At 36.7% G+C, this 16,793-nt stretch carries 7 protein-coding genes; 6 read left to right on the top strand and 1 reads right to left on the bottom strand.

From position 1 onward, the window contains the following. Positions 1–143 precede the first annotated feature (143 nt). From HCN54_RS07250 to HCN54_RS07225, 6 genes are all read left to right on the top strand, one after another. Positions 144–1,304 (top strand): glycoside hydrolase family 43 protein, encoded by a 1,161-nt coding sequence (locus HCN54_RS07250; RefSeq protein WP_167597170.1) that lies wholly within the window; start codon positions 144–146, stop codon positions 1,302–1,304. A gap of 110 nt (positions 1,305–1,414) precedes the next feature. Continuing rightward, positions 1,415–4,615, top strand: coding sequence for a SusC/RagA family TonB-linked outer membrane protein (locus HCN54_RS07245; RefSeq protein ID WP_240924957.1), 3,201 nt, complete (start codon positions 1,415–1,417; stop codon positions 4,613–4,615). A 16-nt stretch (positions 4,616–4,631) separates the two neighbouring features. Beyond that, a complete protein-coding gene (locus HCN54_RS07240) occupies positions 4,632–6,599 on the top strand; it encodes a RagB/SusD family nutrient uptake outer membrane protein (RefSeq protein WP_167597169.1) in 1,968 nt (655 codons plus the stop codon). 17 nt (positions 6,600–6,616) lie between these two features. Then, positions 6,617–7,822: a DUF4959 domain-containing protein gene (locus HCN54_RS07235; protein ID WP_167597168.1), complete on the top strand. Its 1,206-nt coding sequence runs from the start codon at positions 6,617–6,619 to the stop codon at positions 7,820–7,822. Then, entirely contained in the window at positions 7,803–9,053 is a 1,251-nt protein-coding gene (locus HCN54_RS07230; protein WP_317172010.1) for a DUF4998 domain-containing protein, read from the top strand. The genes HCN54_RS07235 and HCN54_RS07230 overlap by 20 nt, the downstream gene beginning before the upstream one ends. 229 nt (positions 9,054–9,282) lie before the next feature. After that, positions 9,283–12,657 carry a VCBS repeat-containing protein gene (locus HCN54_RS07225; RefSeq protein WP_167597166.1) on the top strand — a complete coding sequence of 1,125 codons (3,375 nt, stop codon included), beginning with the start codon at positions 9,283–9,285 and terminating at the stop codon, positions 12,655–12,657. Here HCN54_RS07225 and HCN54_RS07220 read toward each other — a convergent pair. Further along, positions 12,654–16,709 (bottom strand): hybrid sensor histidine kinase/response regulator transcription factor, encoded by a 4,056-nt coding sequence (locus tag HCN54_RS07220; protein ID WP_167597165.1) that lies wholly within the window; start codon positions 16,707–16,709, stop codon positions 12,654–12,656. The two genes, HCN54_RS07225 and HCN54_RS07220, sit on opposite strands and share 4 nt — an antisense overlap. Positions 16,710–16,793: the final 84 nt, after the last annotated feature.

The following is a 16,793-nucleotide window of genomic DNA, read 5'->3' as shown; positions in this document are numbered from 1 at the left end:
ATAAATACCCCCCTATAAAAAGATAGTTTGTCCCCCTTGATCAATCTTTGAATTAATGAAAATTGCAATAGAATATGGTTAACTATTTCGATTTCGCTGCGTAAATATAATCCAAACGTTTAACAGAATATAACATTCCAGACATGTTTACTAATTATATTAAAGTCTTTCAATTAATTGCTGCGGTAATTCTAAGTGCATCTGTCTACGGTCAAAAAAACGACCATAGTAGTTTTTTTCCAGGCAAACTTTGGCCAGATAATGATGGTAATCATATCAATGCACATGGTGGTGGTATTTTATACCATAACGAGAATTATTATTGGTATGGTGAACATAAAGGGGCAAATAGTCTAGCTGAAGTTGGGGTTCGCGTATATAAGTCAAAAGATTTAATCAATTGGTCTAATGAGGGGGTGGCATTAGAAGTAAGTACAGATCCCAATTCAGAAATTACGATTGGGTCAGTTATTGAGCGTCCTAAAGTCATTTTTAATAAGAAAACAAAATTATTTGTTATGTGGTTTCATTTGGAGCTTAAGGGACAAGGTTATGCTGCCGCCCGTACTGCAGTAGCCACAAGTCAATCACCCACAGGACCCTTTAAATATATTCAATCTTTTAGGCCCAATCAAAAATCATGGCCTCAGAATTTTGAGTTATCACAAACCCAAGAAAATCTTGAAGAACAGCATCTTGAATGGTGGACGGCGGAATGGCATCACGCCCTTGTGGATGGCCTGTATGTACGTCGAGATTTTAAAAAAGGGCAAATGTCGCGTGATATGACAGTGTTTGTAGATGATGATGATACAGCGTACCACATTAGTAGTTCAGAAGAGAATCAAACCTTACATATTTCTAAGCTCACTGATGATTATTTAGGATTCTCAAAGGAATGGGTAAGAGTTCAACCTGGAGGGCAGAATGAAGCTCCTGCTGTTTTTAAACATAAGGAAACCTATTACATGATAACTTCAGGACTTACAGGATGGAAGCCCAACAAAGCCCGGTCTTTTAAAGCTAAGTCCATGTTCGGACCTTGGGAAAAGCTAGCAAATCCAGCTAAAGGAAAAAATGCAGATGTGACATTTTTTTCTCAAAGCACCTATGTATTGCCTATAAATAGAGCAGAAGGTATTTATATATATATGGGGGATAGATGGAATCCTAAGAAACATAGTGATGGTAGATATATCTGGCTACCGCTTGTCGTCAAACAAGGGCAACCAGCAATGGAATGGCAGGATGAATGGAGTTTAGATCAACTAAAATATATTTCAGATAACCACAAAGCAGATTAGTAACCAAAAACAAACATATGAGAAACCTAAAAAAACTTAAGCAAATAACGAATATGTCATTTTAATCAAACAGAATTAATTTTTATAGAAAAACATTACATCAACAGATTATGATACAACAATTAATACGAGTGAAACACTTTTTAAGGTGTCTTGTGCTCCTACTTGCGCTTGGATTTGGGCCCCAATTTAAGGCGCATAGTTTAGATGAGCTACCACAACAAATCATAACAGGTACTGTTTATGACGGTAGTGATAGCAACCAACCATTAATAGGTGTAACGGTTGTGGAAAAGGGAACTCAAAACGGAACTTCTACTGATTTTGACGGGAACTATTCTATACGCGTTTCACCAGGATCAACCTTGGTATTTTCCTTTGTGGGTTTTGAAACTAAAGAAGTCCTCGTTAGTGATCAAGAAAGTATTAACGTCTCTCTAAACTTAAGTTCAGAGTCGCTAGAAGAGACAGTGGTAATTGCTTTCGGAGGAAAACAGCTGAAAGAAAGTCAGGTGAGTTCAATAGCCACAATTAATCCTGCAGAGCTTAAAGGGCCTACAAATAACCTAACTAATATGATTGCTGGGAGGGTTCCTGGGATGGTATCCTTTCAAAGGTCGGGAGAACCAGGAGCAGACAATTCAGATTTCTTTATACGTGGTTTAAGTACCTTTGGTTCAGGTAAGCGCAATCCATTAATTTTAATAGATAACATAGAGTCTACATCAACAGATCTTGCACGTCTACAACCTGATGATATTGATACATTTTCTGTACTTAAAGATGCTGCCGCAGCTTCAGTTTATGGAGCTAGAGGGGCAAACGGAGTTATCTTAATCACTACAAAAAGCGGTAAGGCAGGTAAAGCAAAGTTTAGTGCACGTGCTGCTTCTCGTATTTCTACTAACACAAGAAATTTTGAATTTGCAGATAACATCACATATATGCAACTAGCAAATGAGGCTGCGCTTACTCGTGACCCTCTTGCCATTTTACCGTATTCTCAAATTAAAATTGACCGTACTGCAGCAGGAGATAATCCGTATTTATACCCTAGCAATAATTGGATTGATCAGATACTAAAAGAGTATACCATAAATCAAAGTTTCAATATAAGTGCAAGTGGAGGGTCTGAACGTGCACGATATTATGTTTCAGGTACATATAATATTGATAATGGAATTTTAGATGTGAATCCAATAAATAATTTTAATAGTAATATTAAACTACAGAACTATTCATTACGAAGTAAACTAGATATTGATTTAACTCCTACTACTCTTGCAACAGTCAATATATATGGTCAGTTTGACGACTATAATGGTCCAATATCTAATGGGGGTGATATTATCGCTTCTACAGTTAATGCTAATCCAGTTGCATTCACATCAATTTTTCCATCAGAATTATACCCATTAGCCGAGCATCCGCTTTTTGGTAATTCACCTTTATCTCTGGCAAGCAATGCCTTGTATACAAATCCCTATGCCGAAATGGTTAAAGGATATAGAACTACTAAAAACTCTACAGTACAAGCTCAAATTGCTATTGATCAAAAATTAGACTTTATTACCGAAGGATTAAAAATAGGAACTATGAATTATATACGTAGATATAATACTTATTCGATTAGTAGATCATACAATCCCTTCTTTTATCAAGCTTCTAGAAATCCACTTAATGATGGTGTTTTACTTAGTGTTATTAATGATGGTACACAATCTTCTATAGGAACCCCTGGTACTGAATTTTTAAATCTTTCAGGAGAAAATAATGAATCCAACTCTAGAATTTACAATCAATTCACGCTGAATTACGACAGAGTATTTGCTGAAAAACACGCGGTTTCTGGCTTTTTAATCAATGTGTTACAAAGTTATGAAACAACTGAATTTAATAGTCTACAAGAATCATTACAATATAGAAACCATACATTCTCGGGGCGATTTACCTACGCATATGATAAACGGTATATAGGTGAATTCAGTTTCGGTTATAATGGCTCTGAGCGTTTCGATCGAAGCAATAGATATGGCTTTTTCCCTTCTTTTGGAGTAAGTTATGTAATTTCAAATGAGGATTATTTTTCTAACATAAAAGAAACTATCAGTAATCTTAAGCTACGATTTACATATGGAAAGGCTGGGAATGATGAAATAGGAAATCTTGATGAGGACAGATTCTTTTACCTGTCGAGTGTAAATACAAATAATGGAGGTTTCGGAGCCACATTTGGACAAGATTATAATTTTTATAGACCTGGTATTTCAATTGATAGATATGCAAATGCAGCAATTGGGTGGGAAGTTTCAGAACAATATAATCTAGGTATCGATATCGGGTTATGGCGTGATCTAAACTTTACAGCAGAAATTTACAAGCAAAACAGGTCAAATATTTTAGAGCGTCGTACAGAAATTGGAGACGTGATTGGGCTAACTGCACAACCACAGGTTAATTTTGCCGAGTTAGAATCTAAAGGGATAGATTTATCATTGGATTACAATAGACAGATTAATCAAGAATGGTGGACACAGGCACGAGCAACGCTCACCTATGCTACAAATGAAGTAAAACAGACAAACGAACTTAATTATCCAGATAATCTTAGCTATTTATCACAAGTAGGTAATAATGCAAGCCAGATGTATGGCTATATAGCAGAGCGTTTGTTTACAGATCAAGAAGAGGTTAACAATTCACCTACGCAATTTGGTAACTATACTGGAGGAGATATTAAGTATAGAGATGTTAATGGAGATGGAGTTATATCCTCCTTAGACCGAGTCCCTATTGGGTTACCAACAACTCCTGAAATAATTTATGGTTTTGGAGGAACTGTTGGATACAAAGACTTTGATCTAAGTGTTTTCTTCCAAGGGTCTGCACGATCATCATTTCAGATCAGCCCCTCTGATATTTCACCATTTGTGTTGGGTACAGGAAATGAAACTGGACAACAAAATGGATTACTAAGACTAATTGCAGATAGTTATTGGTCTGAAGATAATCGTGATTCTTATGCTTTTTGGCCACGTTTGAGTCCGAATATTGTTGAAAATAATGTGCAAAGTTCGTCTTGGTGGCTACAAAACAATGATTTTCTAAGACTTAAAAATTTAGAGATTGGCTATAGAGCATCAGAGAAGCTGGTAGACGCCTTAGGTATACGATCTCTACGTATTTATGCAAGTGGAATAAACCTAGCTGTATGGAGCAGTTTTGACCTATGGGATCCAGAGATGGGTAGTAACGGTTTGGGTTACCCTATTCAATCTACCTACAATCTAGGGGTTCAATTTGACTTTTAATTTAAGATTTTAATAGATGAAGACTATAATATTTAAAAAATTAATTAAGCAGGGAATCGGGGCGTTATTATTGCTGGTCTTGTTGAACAGTACATATTCTTGCCAAGATGATTATCTAGACGTAGTACCTGATGGATTAGCAACCGTTGACAAGGTTTTTAATCTGAGACAAGAGGCTGAGAAGTACTTATTTACTTGTTATTCCTATATGCCACGTTTAGGAGACCCTCGTAGAAATGCAGGATTTTTAGCAGGGGATGAAATGTGGGTCCCTGACAATCGTGAAAATGGAGATTATTTTGCCTTAGAAATAGCTCTTGGAAGACAGCGCGTTTCAAACCCGTATTTTAATGTGTGGCAAGGAGAATATCAAGCAGGAGCTCCATACGACGGACCAGAGATCTGGGATGGAATAAGGCACTGTAATATTTTTATAGAGAATATGTCTGATGAAAATAACGTACCTGATATTACTCAATCAGAACGAGAACGATGGATAGCTGAAGCTAAATTCCTCAAGGCGTATTATCATTTTTATTTGACAAAATTCTATGGAGCAATACCTGTTATGAGAGAGAATATTTCAATAGATGCTCCCACCGAAGAGTTTGATGTTACAAGAGCCCCATATGATGAAGCTATAGCATATATAGTTGAATTGTTAGACGAGGCAGCAGCAGTACTTCCTCCTGTAATTGCAGATATTAATACAGAATTGGGAAGAATTACTTCAGTTACAGCAAGATCATTAAAAGCAAGAGTATTGGTTACGGCAGCGAGTCCTCTTTATAATGGTAATGAGGATTTAGCTATTGTAGTAAATAAAGATGGAACACCTCTTTATAATAACACCTATGAGCCTAACAAGTGGCAACTCGCTGCAGACGCAGCTAAAGAGGCAATAGATGCTGCGGAAGCCGCAGGCTTGAGGCTTTTTGAATTTAATGAGTCAGTAACAGGGTTTGATTTAACAGATACTACCGTAACTAAATTGAGTATCCGAAATGCTATTACAGATCCAGAGAGTATAGAAATTATATGGCCTAATACACAAAGTCTAACTCTTGGAGAAGATGGACTACAAGCCAGTGCAATGGCACCGTTACAGGTAGGTCATAATACGCGTGTTGCACGTAAGGTCTTGTCTCCAACCATAACAATGGCAAAACTGTTTTATACAGATAACGGAGTGCCTATTACAGAAGATCGTAATTATGACTTTAATGACATTAGAGAACTAAGAGAGGCTACTCCAGAAGAACGTTTTAATATCGAAGAGGGATATCGCACTTCAAGATTAAATTTTGATAGAGAACCTCGATTTTATGCTGATTTAGGTTTTGATGGTAGTACTTGGTATAAGAGAGATGCATTAGGAGATGAAACTAAATGGCATATTGAAGGTAAATTTGGTGACTATTCAGGAAGTGATCATCCTTTCTTTTTTAATGAGACAGGGTACTATTGTAAGAAATTAGTTAATTGGAGAATGACCTTTAGCAATGATGGCGGTAGTTTTGAAAACTATGCTTGGCCAGAGATGCGTTTGGCAGAGTTATACCTTTTATATGCAGAGGCTCTTAATGAAACCCAAGGTCCAAGTTCAGATGTTTATAACTATTTAGACCTTATTAGGGATAGAGCAGGTTTAGAGGGAGTTGTTGAGTCGTGGGCTAATCATTCCGTTAATCCTAACAAACCCTTATCACAAGATGGTTTACGAAGTATTATACAACAAGAGCGTATGATAGAATTAGCATTTGAAGGTCAGCGCTATTGGGATTTATTGAGGTGGAAAAGAGCGGTTGAAGAATTTAATGACGATGTTCAAGGTTGGAATGTATTTGGCGATGATGAAGCATCATACTATCAAGTGCGTACCATTCATCTGCAAAGTTTTGTATCCCCTAGAGATTATTTCTGGCCACTAAGTGAGACTTCTTTGATAAGAAATACAAATCTGGTTCAAAATCCAGGATGGTAATATTAAAAATTAGCAATATGAAAACGATTATTTTAAAACAGATAGCTTTTGCCTTCGTGCTGACGCTTCTATGTAGTTGTTCTGAAGAAGTAGAACAAATACCCTTGGAGTCTAACAGTATAGCTCCACAGCAAGTAAGTAATATTAAGGTAGAAAATTTACCAGGTAAAGCGCGTCTTACATACACTTTACCAAAAGATCAAGATTTACTCTATATAAAAGCGAATTATACTTTACCAACAGGTCGAGAGATGGAAGTTAAATCTTCATATTACTCAAACGCTATGCTGTTAGAAGGTTTCACCGGAAATGATGATATAAATGTTGATGTGGTAGCTGTAAATCGTAGTGAGGTAGAGTCAGATCCAGTGAGTATAACCGTAAATCCACTACCTTCTCCCATTTTTGATGTTTATAATAGCTTGGATGTAGGAGAAGCTTTCGGTGGAATTTACATCAATGCTGAAAACCCGGAGAGAATGGACTTAGCTATTTTGGTACTAAATAAAAATGAAGATGGTGACTATGTAGCGAGTCCTAACAGTATCTATACTTCTACAAATGATATTAAAAGCAGAATACGTGGTTTAGATACTATTGCTAAAGATTTTGCATTTACTATTCGTGATCGCTGGCTTAACTATACAGATACTTTAGAAAGGACGATAACACCTCTTTTTGAAGAAGCCATCCCAAAATCAAATTATGGAGATTTACGATTACCTAACGATGCACCAGGTCACAATTCGACCCCTAAAAGTGGGATGTGGGATAATGATATACTTAATTGGCCACGTTGTTATTTAACACAAGGTAACTTTCTAGAAGACACACATATTACAAGTTTTGATATTGGAAAATTAACAAAGCTAAGTCGTATTGTAATCTGGGATTACCCTGAATATTACAATGGAGGTAGAGAATACTACTATAACGTGTGTATGAAAGAATTTGAAATTTATGGTTCTGCAGAGCTTGAACCAACGGGAGATTTAGATAAATGGACTTTATTAGGTTCTTATGAACAAGTCAAACCTTCTGGCTTGCCTTATGGACAAAGTACTAGTGAAGATTTTGAAGCTGCTAATAGTGGATTTAGTTGGGATATTGACCCAAATGCAGAGCCTGTGAGATACATAAGAATACATATGATAGATAATTGGGCAGGAACATACTCTATGGGAATCTCAGAACTACAGGTTTATGGTAATTCTAACTTTTAAAATCAGAAAAATGAAGAATATTTATAAATATATACTGTTTGCATTTGCTGGCATACTCTCATTATATTGGTCGTGTACGAGCGAAGAATATGACGACTACAAAGAGTTTACAGCAGGTGGAGAAATTAGTTATACAGAGAAGATTGATTCGTTGAAAACCTTTTCTGGTAACAATAGAATAATGATACAGGGTATTATAAATGCAGACCCTAAAATCACACAATTTAGAGTATTCTGGAATGATAAAAGAGACTCTGTTGCAGTACCTGTTACTCGATCAGAGGGTATTGATACTCTTGAAGTGATAATTGATGGAATAGAAGAAAATATCTATAATTTTGAGTTGCGTACCTATGATGATCAAGGTAATAAATCGCTGGCTTCAAATATTACAGGTGTTGTTTATGGCGAGCGTTATCAGAACACTTTATTTAATCGCCCTGTTGTAGCAAATAATTTGATTGAGGATAGTTTATCTATAGAATATGCATCGATGGATTTGACAACAGGAGTCATCGGCACAGAGATTATTTACACCAATACGTCTGATAACCAAGTGACAACATTTGTGGCTATTGAAGAGGACTTCAAATCAATTTTAGATTATAAACCTCAGTCTACCTATAAGTACCGTACGGTATTTATTCCAGAAGAAACGGCAATTGACACTTTCTATACTGAGTACATATCTTTTACGCCTATTTCTAAACCGGTTATTCTTAATGCTGCAATTCCATTTAAGGCAGTATCAACAGCTGGTAGATGGGGGATTTTAGAAGATTGGACAACTACAGATCCTATTAAAATTCATAACGGCCACGGAGGCTGGGATGAGTGGAATGGCAATATTTTCAATATAGAATCGGGATGGGGTGCTCCTGCCATTACTAATGGTAAAATTTATCAAAATATAGGCGGTGTTCAAGCAGCATCATATATTTTAAACGTTTTGATAAGAGATACAAATCACGCACTATCTGATGAAGGAGGGGCTTATTTTGTAGTTGCTAAAGGTGAAAGTTTACCTGACGTAGCTGATATTGAAACAGCTGAGAATGTCCTTGCTTATAAAAGAATAAATTCCGCTCTTGGTAGTGAATATACATACAGATTAGAATTTACTCTTGAAGAAGATGCGACCATAACCATTGGTCAAATCACAACACAATGGGGTGAAACTCCCGGAAGATTTTGTAATATCAGATCTTGGGATATCATAGTAGCCGAATAAATAAATCAAGTTTAAAAGAGGCATCCTAGATGCCTTTTTTTTTACTCTGTGGTATTTAATTTTAATACTACTGAATGACGCAGCTATTATTTTATAATCTTGTAGTCGTAAACAAGTTATTTTATTCGAACAATTATTCAAGAAAAAAATCAGCTTAAAGTAAGCAATAAGAATAAGCTTTCTAGCACCATAAAAATCAAAAGTATATAGATATAAAATTACTCTGGTCATGATACGGTATAATTTCTTTTTTGGAATTATTTGCACTTGCTTTCTTCTGTTTTCTTGTGATGAAAAAAAGCTTTTTACTGAAATTGATGTTCAAAAGGCAGGTCTGAATTTTGAAAATACACTCACAGAGACCGATGAGCAAAATGTGATGACCTACGAATATTTCTATAACGGTGGCGGCATTGCGGTTGCAGACTTTAATAGCGATGGTTACGCCGATGTATATCTTTCAGGAAATCAAGTCAAGAATAAACTGTTTCTCAATCTTGGCGAGTGGCAATTTAAAGAAGTAACAAATTCAGCTAAACTTAATGAAAAAGAAGGCTGGAAAACAGGCGTTACCGCAGCTGATGTAAATGGTGACGGATTGATGGATATTTATTTATCCTACTCCGGAAATGCAGAAGGGGAAGGTCATACAGAGCCTATTATAAAGGAATACAAAGGAAGGTCTAACGCTTTATTTATCAATAATGGAAATAACGCAGAAGGTATTCCGGTTTTTAAGGAAATGGCGAAAGAGTATGGTTTAGATGCACCCGGAACCTTTAGCACGCAAGCTTATTTTTTAGACTATGATTTAGATGGAGACTTAGATATGTTTCTACTCAATCACGCCAATAAATTTTATAACACGCTATTAAATGTCAAAACGCTGAGAAATATCAGACATCCTTATTACGGAAATAAACTCTTTGAAAATAGAGGAAACTCATTTGTTGAGGTTTCAGAAAAATCGGGTATCAAGGGAACTGGAATAAATTTCGGACTCAGCGCTTCAATAAGCGATTTAAACAATGACGGCTATCCTGATATCTATGTGACCAATGATTATGTAGAGCAGGATTTTTGTTATATTAATAACCAAGATGGAAGCTTTAAAGAAGTTTCAAAGTCAGCATTTGGGCATTTATCAAAATTTTCGATGGGTTCTGATATTGCCGATTTAAACAATGATCAAAAGCCTGATGTATTTGTAGTTGACATGTTGCCCGAAGATAATTACCGTCAAAAAGTGCTCAAAGGCCCTGATCAATTTAATAGAGAACGCACGCTTGTTGATAGCGGTTATCATCATCAATATATGCGCAATACGCTTCAATTAAATCGAAGTGTTGCGGCAGATTCAAGTTTGATTTTTAGCGAGCAGGCACAACTCTCAGGCATTTCTAATACCGATTGGAGTTGGGCACCCTTACTAGCTGATTTTGATAATGACGGTCTTAAAGATATTTTTATTACTAATGGTTATTTGAGAGATTTTAGTAATCTCGATTTTACAAACTATACCGTAAATGAGGCGATCAGTGAGGCACAGCAAAATCACACTAACGTTGATATTGGACTTTTGGTGAGTAAAATGTCTTCTACTCAAGTATCAAATTATATCTATCAAAATAAGGGTGAAGCGCATTTTGAAAATAAAACAGCAGCTTGGGGTTTTGAGAAGAAAACAGTTTCTAATGCCGCTGCTTATGCCGATTTTGATAATGATGGAGATCTCGATTTGATCGTGAATAACCTTAACGCACCGATAGATTTATATGAGAATACCGCTGAAAAACGCAAACATCATTATTTGAAGATCGAGCTTAAAGGTGCTTCCAAAAACACTAAGGCTCTAGGTGCAAAAATTTTGCTTCAATTGAATGATAGCACAAGCATTTTTCAAGAGGCCTATTACGGCAGAGGATATCAAGCTTCGGTAGAACCGGTGTTGACCATTGGTTTAGGAGATAATCAGTTCATTGAGGAACTTAAAATCACATGGCCCGGTGGAAAAATTTCAACGTTTCAAAATGTAAAAGTAGATCAAAGACTAGTCATTGAGGAGAAGGATGCACGTGCAAATGTTGATTCAGTTTCAGAAGAAGCGAATACCATTTTGAAAGATTTAACTGTGGCGTCTAAGCTAAGCTATACCCATCAAGAAAATGCGTACCAAGACTTTAATAGTGAGAATTTAATTCTCTATAGAGCCTCCATGCTGGGCGGTAATGCGAGTGTTGCAGATCTCAATAACGATGGTAACGACGATATCTATTTTGAAGCAGCAAAAGATCAACCGGCAGTATTATATCTAGGGAAATCTGATGGTACGGTGGAGATTTTTAATAACAATCAACCCTGGCTTGATCCTCAAGCAATAACACAAGAAGATTTAGCATCCTTGTTCTTTGACGCTGATGGAGACGGTGACTTAGACTTATATGTGGTGAGCGGAGGAAATGAAGAATTTAATGGAAATGATTTCTATCAAGATCGGTTGTATCTTAATGATGGCGATGCAAAATTTTCTGAAGCGAAAGATGCCTTACCCAATATGCGTTTTAGCGGAGGAACCGTAAAAGCTGCGGATTTTGATAATGATGGAGATCTGGACCTATTTGTAGGTGGTAGAATAAGCGGAAAGAATTATCCTATGAATCCTAAAAGTATGTTGCTTGAAAATACGAGTAATAAGCAAAGGGTTGTCTTTCTAGAAAAACGCAATTATGATATAGAAAACCTAGGGATGGTTACTGATGCCGTTTGGGATGATTTTAATAAAGATGGTTTACCAGACCTCATCGTTGTAGGAGAGTGGATGCCGGTTACGATCCTTCTCAATACTAATGGAAATCTGTCGAGAAGTGATGATTACAACCTAAATAACAGCACAGGTTGGTGGACTTGCATTGTTCCTTTTGATTTTGATAATGATGGAGACACAGATTATTTATTGGGAAATATGGGGCTCAATTCGCAATTGAAAGCTTCGGTAGAAGAACCAATGCGCTATTATATTCAGGATATTGATAATAATGGTCGTATTGATCCTATCTTATCGTATTATATTCAGCATAAGAATTATCCATTAGCCGGTCGTGACGAACTTCTAGCTCAAGCTCCCGGACTGAAAAAGCACTTTCCGTACTACGAAGATTATGCTAAAACCACTACAGAAGAATTACTCGAAGTGGCACAAATCAAACCCCGATTTGTTCTTGATATTAATGAATTGCGTTCTTCGGTGTTAGTAAATACCGGTAAGGGTTCATTTGATTTGCAGCCATTACCCAAAGCAGCACAAACTTCAGTAGTGCAAGATTTTATTATAGAAGACTTTAATAATGATGGTATAAAGGAAGTCTTGGCAGCGGGTAATTTCTTTCCGTTTAAAATAAGCTTAGGACAGATGGATGCTTCCTTTGGTAGCTTACTACAGTTTAAAAATGGAAAGTGGTTTTCACTTGAAGAAACTGCACAATTAAATTTGCGAGGTGATATTCGCGACCTTAATACACTGCATTTTGCCTCGGGAGCAAAGAAACTTTTGGTTACTCGTAATAATGATTCAGCCAGTTTGCATCACTTTTCAGAAAACAACTAAGATTTAAACTCAGAGGGCAATTTGCCATACATTTCTTTAAAGATCTTTCTAAAATATTTTGGGCTGTTAAAACCAACTTCATAAGCCGCTTGAGAAACAGAGTATTCTTGATTCTCGATCAAGTCAGCGGCTTTTTCCAGTTTTAAATTACGCGTATATTCATTGATACTGTAACCGGTAATTGATTTCAATTTTCGGTAAAGTGAGGTGCGGCTCATTCCAAGCTCTTTGGCGATATCAAAAACATTCTCGTTTTCACTACCAATATTCGCGTGAATGATCGCATCTAGTTTTGCTAAAAATTCTTTTTCCTTGTTCAGTGCGGGGGAATTGCTTTCTTCTGGCTGCTGCTTCGTTTCTTTGGTTTGCAAAAAGCGCTGAACTGCCTCGCGATTGCGTAAAAGGTTTGAGATCCTTGTTTTTAATAATTGAGGCTGAAAAGGTTTAGAGATGTAATCATCAGCGCCTTCTTCATACCCCGTCTTTAAGCTTTCCAAATTGCCTTTTGCCGTAAGTAGAATAATAGGAATATGACTTGTCGCAAGATCATTTTTCAACGTACGGCAAAGATCGATCCCGGTCTTTTTGGGCATCATGATATCTGAAATAATAAGGTCAGGAACAAATTTTTGCGCCTTTTTGATACCTTCTTCACCATTATTCGCAAAGACGAGATCATAATTTCCTTTTAAAATTTCATCTAAAAAATTAAGAATATCGGGATTGTCATCGATCACCATAACTAAAGCCCTGTTTTCAGCGGAAGCAATAGACTTGGTATTATCTTTTTCGGCATTTACAATCTCCGTAGCTAAGTGTAAATCTTTGGTCTCTACTGAAGTTTCCTCTTTTGGTGTTGCCGTAGAAATAGTTTCCGATTCAGGAATTAACTTCGGAATTTCAACCATAAAGGTTGTTTTTACGTGGGGTGTACTGGTTACTTTTAGACTTCCGTTATGCAATTCAGCAAAGCGTTTGGAAAGCGCGAGACCAATGCCGGTTCCGCTTTTTTGAATTGCCGTTTCAGAACGGTAGTACCAGCTAAAAATTTCTTCTAGTTCTTGCGGGGCGATCCCTGCACCATTATCACTTACAGAAATATCTAGCGTATACTTATTGATGTATAAATGCACTTCAATGGTACCGTCATCATCACAATATTTTATAGCGTTAGACAGCAAATTGTTTATAATGACCTTGAGTTTTTCGATATCAAAAAGATAACGTTGTTCAGACTCTTCAATAAACGTGCGGATTGTGATGTTTTTATCAATCGCCAGAGGAGCATAGTTTTTAACCCATTTCTTAAGATTCGCCGAAAGATTATGATCGCTCAAATTAAGTCTGCTCAAGCCTTCTTCAGACTTTCTAAACTCTAACAATTTGTTGATCGCAGCAGATAATTTTTTTGCGTTTCGGTTAATGATATTCAATTGTTTTTTGAGGCTGCGATTGTTAGCATCTGTAATCAAATTATCAAGCGGAGCAAGAATCAATGTGAGCGGTGTTTTTAATTCGTGCGAAAAAGCGGTAAAAAAACGCAAACGTTCTTCGTTGAGTTCGTGCTCTAATTGCCGCTGCTGCTGCTCTAGAATTAATCTGTTTTTGAGTTTTAAACGTTCAGAAAAATAGCGCGAGATCAGATAAATGATAAGCACAAGTGCTAAAATATAGATAATGTAGGCTAGGGGTGTTTTCCAAAATGGAGGATGTATGGTTATTGCCAGCGTTTTGAGTATTTCTTTACCAGAGCTTGATTCGGTTTTTACGTTGAGGATATAATCACCGGGAGGAACTCCTGTAAAGTTGGCAATTCCCTCTTGTGTGTCTATCCAGAAGTCGTTGTAGTTTTCAAGTTTATACGAATAAGAAAGCGTATTCCCCAATGGGTATTTTAATGCGGTAAAATGTACAGAAAAGGCGTTCTGAAAATAGTCAAATTCTAACGCATCTTGGTAAGTAATTGTTTTTTGTAAAACCGAATTTTCTTCGGGAGTAATTACTTTGTTCAGTACATTGAGCTGTTTAAAGACAATGTTTTGATCACCTTCTAAGCGTTCAAGTTCGCTTACATCAATAACTTGAAGACCTTTTAATCCACCCACAAAAACTTTTCCGTCAGTTGTAGAAGCTATAGGGCCAACACCTTCATTTTGTACATTACGTAGCGCTGTAAAGTTTTTGAACACATTGTTCTTCAGATCAAAACGGTCAATACCGGTGTAGGTACCAATCCATACAAATTGATCCTGCTGAAGCAACAAGCTGTTTATGGTATTGTTACTCAAGCCATCATTTTCACTGTAGCTTTTAACTGTTTCATTTTTGGGATCAAAGATTTTAAGACCGTTATAACGCGTTCCTAAAAGAATGGTTGAATCGTCTACAATTTCTAAGGTGAAAAAAATATTGGTGTTTAGGTTCTTGATATTATCGCTGTTGTAATAAATAGCGCTTCCGTCTGATGGATTATACCTGATGAGTCCTGAACCAAAAGTCGCCAACCATAAATACCCGTCCTGTTCTTCAATATCCCGAATGTCTAGCTTTTCTAGATCAGAAACATAGGTGAAGTCTTCTAGAGAATCGTCATATTTAAAAAGTCCGCCGCGATTGGTTCCAACCCAAAGGGTACCATCTTTACTTTTGAATAAGGTTCGCACATCGTTACCGTCTTGCTGGCTTCCTTGAAGAAAATACGTCGACTCACCGGTTTTATGATTGAGATAATTTAATCCTTTTTGATAAGTACCTACCCAAATATGCTCATCACCATCTGGCAACAACGCGAGAATACTATTTCCGGAAAGTGGATTAGCAGAAGTACTCGACGAACTAAAGGTTTTAAGCTTTCCCGTGTTGAGATCATACAGATCCAGACCTTCGCCATCTGTACCTACCCAGACTTGCGTATTAGATTTTACAGCGATAGCACTCACGCGATCGTCACTAATCGTATAGGGGTAGCTGCCATTCTCACTTATGGTTTTGGCAAATTCACCCTTTAAATTCGTGTAGTTTAATCCGGTAGGAGTACCTATCCACAAGCCTTGATCTTTGTCGATAAAAAGACTGGTAACAGATCTGTCAAAAACACTAGCCCCGTCATTAGTTGGCTGATACCACTGGATATCCAGAGGAATATTTTCAGTTAACAATGATCGCTTATTTAAAATATTCAAACCGCCATACCGTGTTCCTACAAAAAGATTTCCGTGTTGATCATCAACGATAGACAAGATATCACTATCACTCAAACCTGTGGTTAATGTGTTTCCTTTATTTAAAAATTTATAGTCTCCAGTAGGAGTGATCACGACTAGACCCTTATTGGTCGCGCCCCAGAGATTTTGTGCTCTATCAATATATACTTGATAAACGGTAGCGTTTTTTAATTGTGGAATATCGACAACTTCAGATGTGTATATTCCTTGCTTACGGGTGATTTTGTTGAGTCCTTTATCGTAAGTTCCTACCCACAATATAGAGTCACCTTGTGCTGCGATTGACGAAATTTCGTTAGAAGATAAGGCTTCACCGTCTTTACTCAAACCTATGGTTTCAAATGCTAGAGAAGACAGGTATTGAATTCCTCCGCGATAGGTGCCAATGATAGGTTGCTGTTTGTCATTTAATGTCAAAGCACTCACGCTATTGTTCAATAAACCTTCGGTGGTGGTAAGCACTTTAAAAGTTTCTGTGGTCAAGTCGTAGATATTAAGACCTGCATCGGTTGCAATAAGCAACCTGTTGTTATCTAAAAGCTGTAATTCTTGAATGTAATTATTAGAGACTCCGGTTTTTTCATCTGCAATATTCTTTCGGAATTTTAGAAACTGCGTCCCGTCATATCTATTTAAACCGTCATAGGTTGCGATCCATAAAAAGCCTAAAGAATCTTGAGTGATATCATTGATGACATTATTAGACAGACCATCGCTGGAGTTTATTTGATAGAAATACAGATCACTATATTCTAAAGCGTCCTTTTGCGCGCATACAGAAAGTTGAAAACCTAAATAAATCAGAACACTTAGTAAAACTGCTCTCATGCAAAAATCATATTTGTGTGTGTAAACTTTAAACAAAGTAAAAAAAAGGGATGCCTCATCCCAGTGTTTATCTATGTTGAACAA

This window comes from Leeuwenhoekiella sp. ZYFB001 (genome assembly GCF_011784865.1).
In the GTDB taxonomy this organism is placed as follows: Bacteria; Bacteroidota; Bacteroidia; order Flavobacteriales; family Flavobacteriaceae; genus Leeuwenhoekiella; species Leeuwenhoekiella palythoae.
Note: the sequence above shows the minus strand (reverse complement) of the source record. Positions and strands in the feature narration are given on the sequence as shown.

What these genes read in the sequence shown, in the direction of transcription:
- HCN54_RS07250 (WP_167597170.1), top strand. Translation starts at nt 144, where the DNA reads ATGTTTACTAATTATATTAAAGTCTTTCAATTAATTGCTGCGGTAATT.
- HCN54_RS07245 (WP_240924957.1), top strand. Translation starts at nt 1,415, where the DNA reads ATGATACAACAATTAATACGAGTGAAACACTTTTTAAGGTGTCTTGTG.
- HCN54_RS07240 (WP_167597169.1), top strand. Translation starts at nt 4,632, where the DNA reads ATGAAGACTATAATATTTAAAAAATTAATTAAGCAGGGAATCGGGGCG.
- HCN54_RS07235 (WP_167597168.1), top strand. Translation starts at nt 6,617, where the DNA reads ATGAAAACGATTATTTTAAAACAGATAGCTTTTGCCTTCGTGCTGACG.
- HCN54_RS07230 (WP_317172010.1), top strand. Translation starts at nt 7,803, where the DNA reads ATGGTAATTCTAACTTTTAAAATCAGAAAAATGAAGAATATTTATAAA.
- HCN54_RS07225 (WP_167597166.1), top strand. Translation starts at nt 9,283, where the DNA reads ATGATACGGTATAATTTCTTTTTTGGAATTATTTGCACTTGCTTTCTT.
- HCN54_RS07220 (WP_167597165.1), bottom strand. Translation starts at nt 16,709, where the DNA reads ATGAGAGCAGTTTTACTAAGTGTTCTGATTTATTTAGGTTTTCAACTT.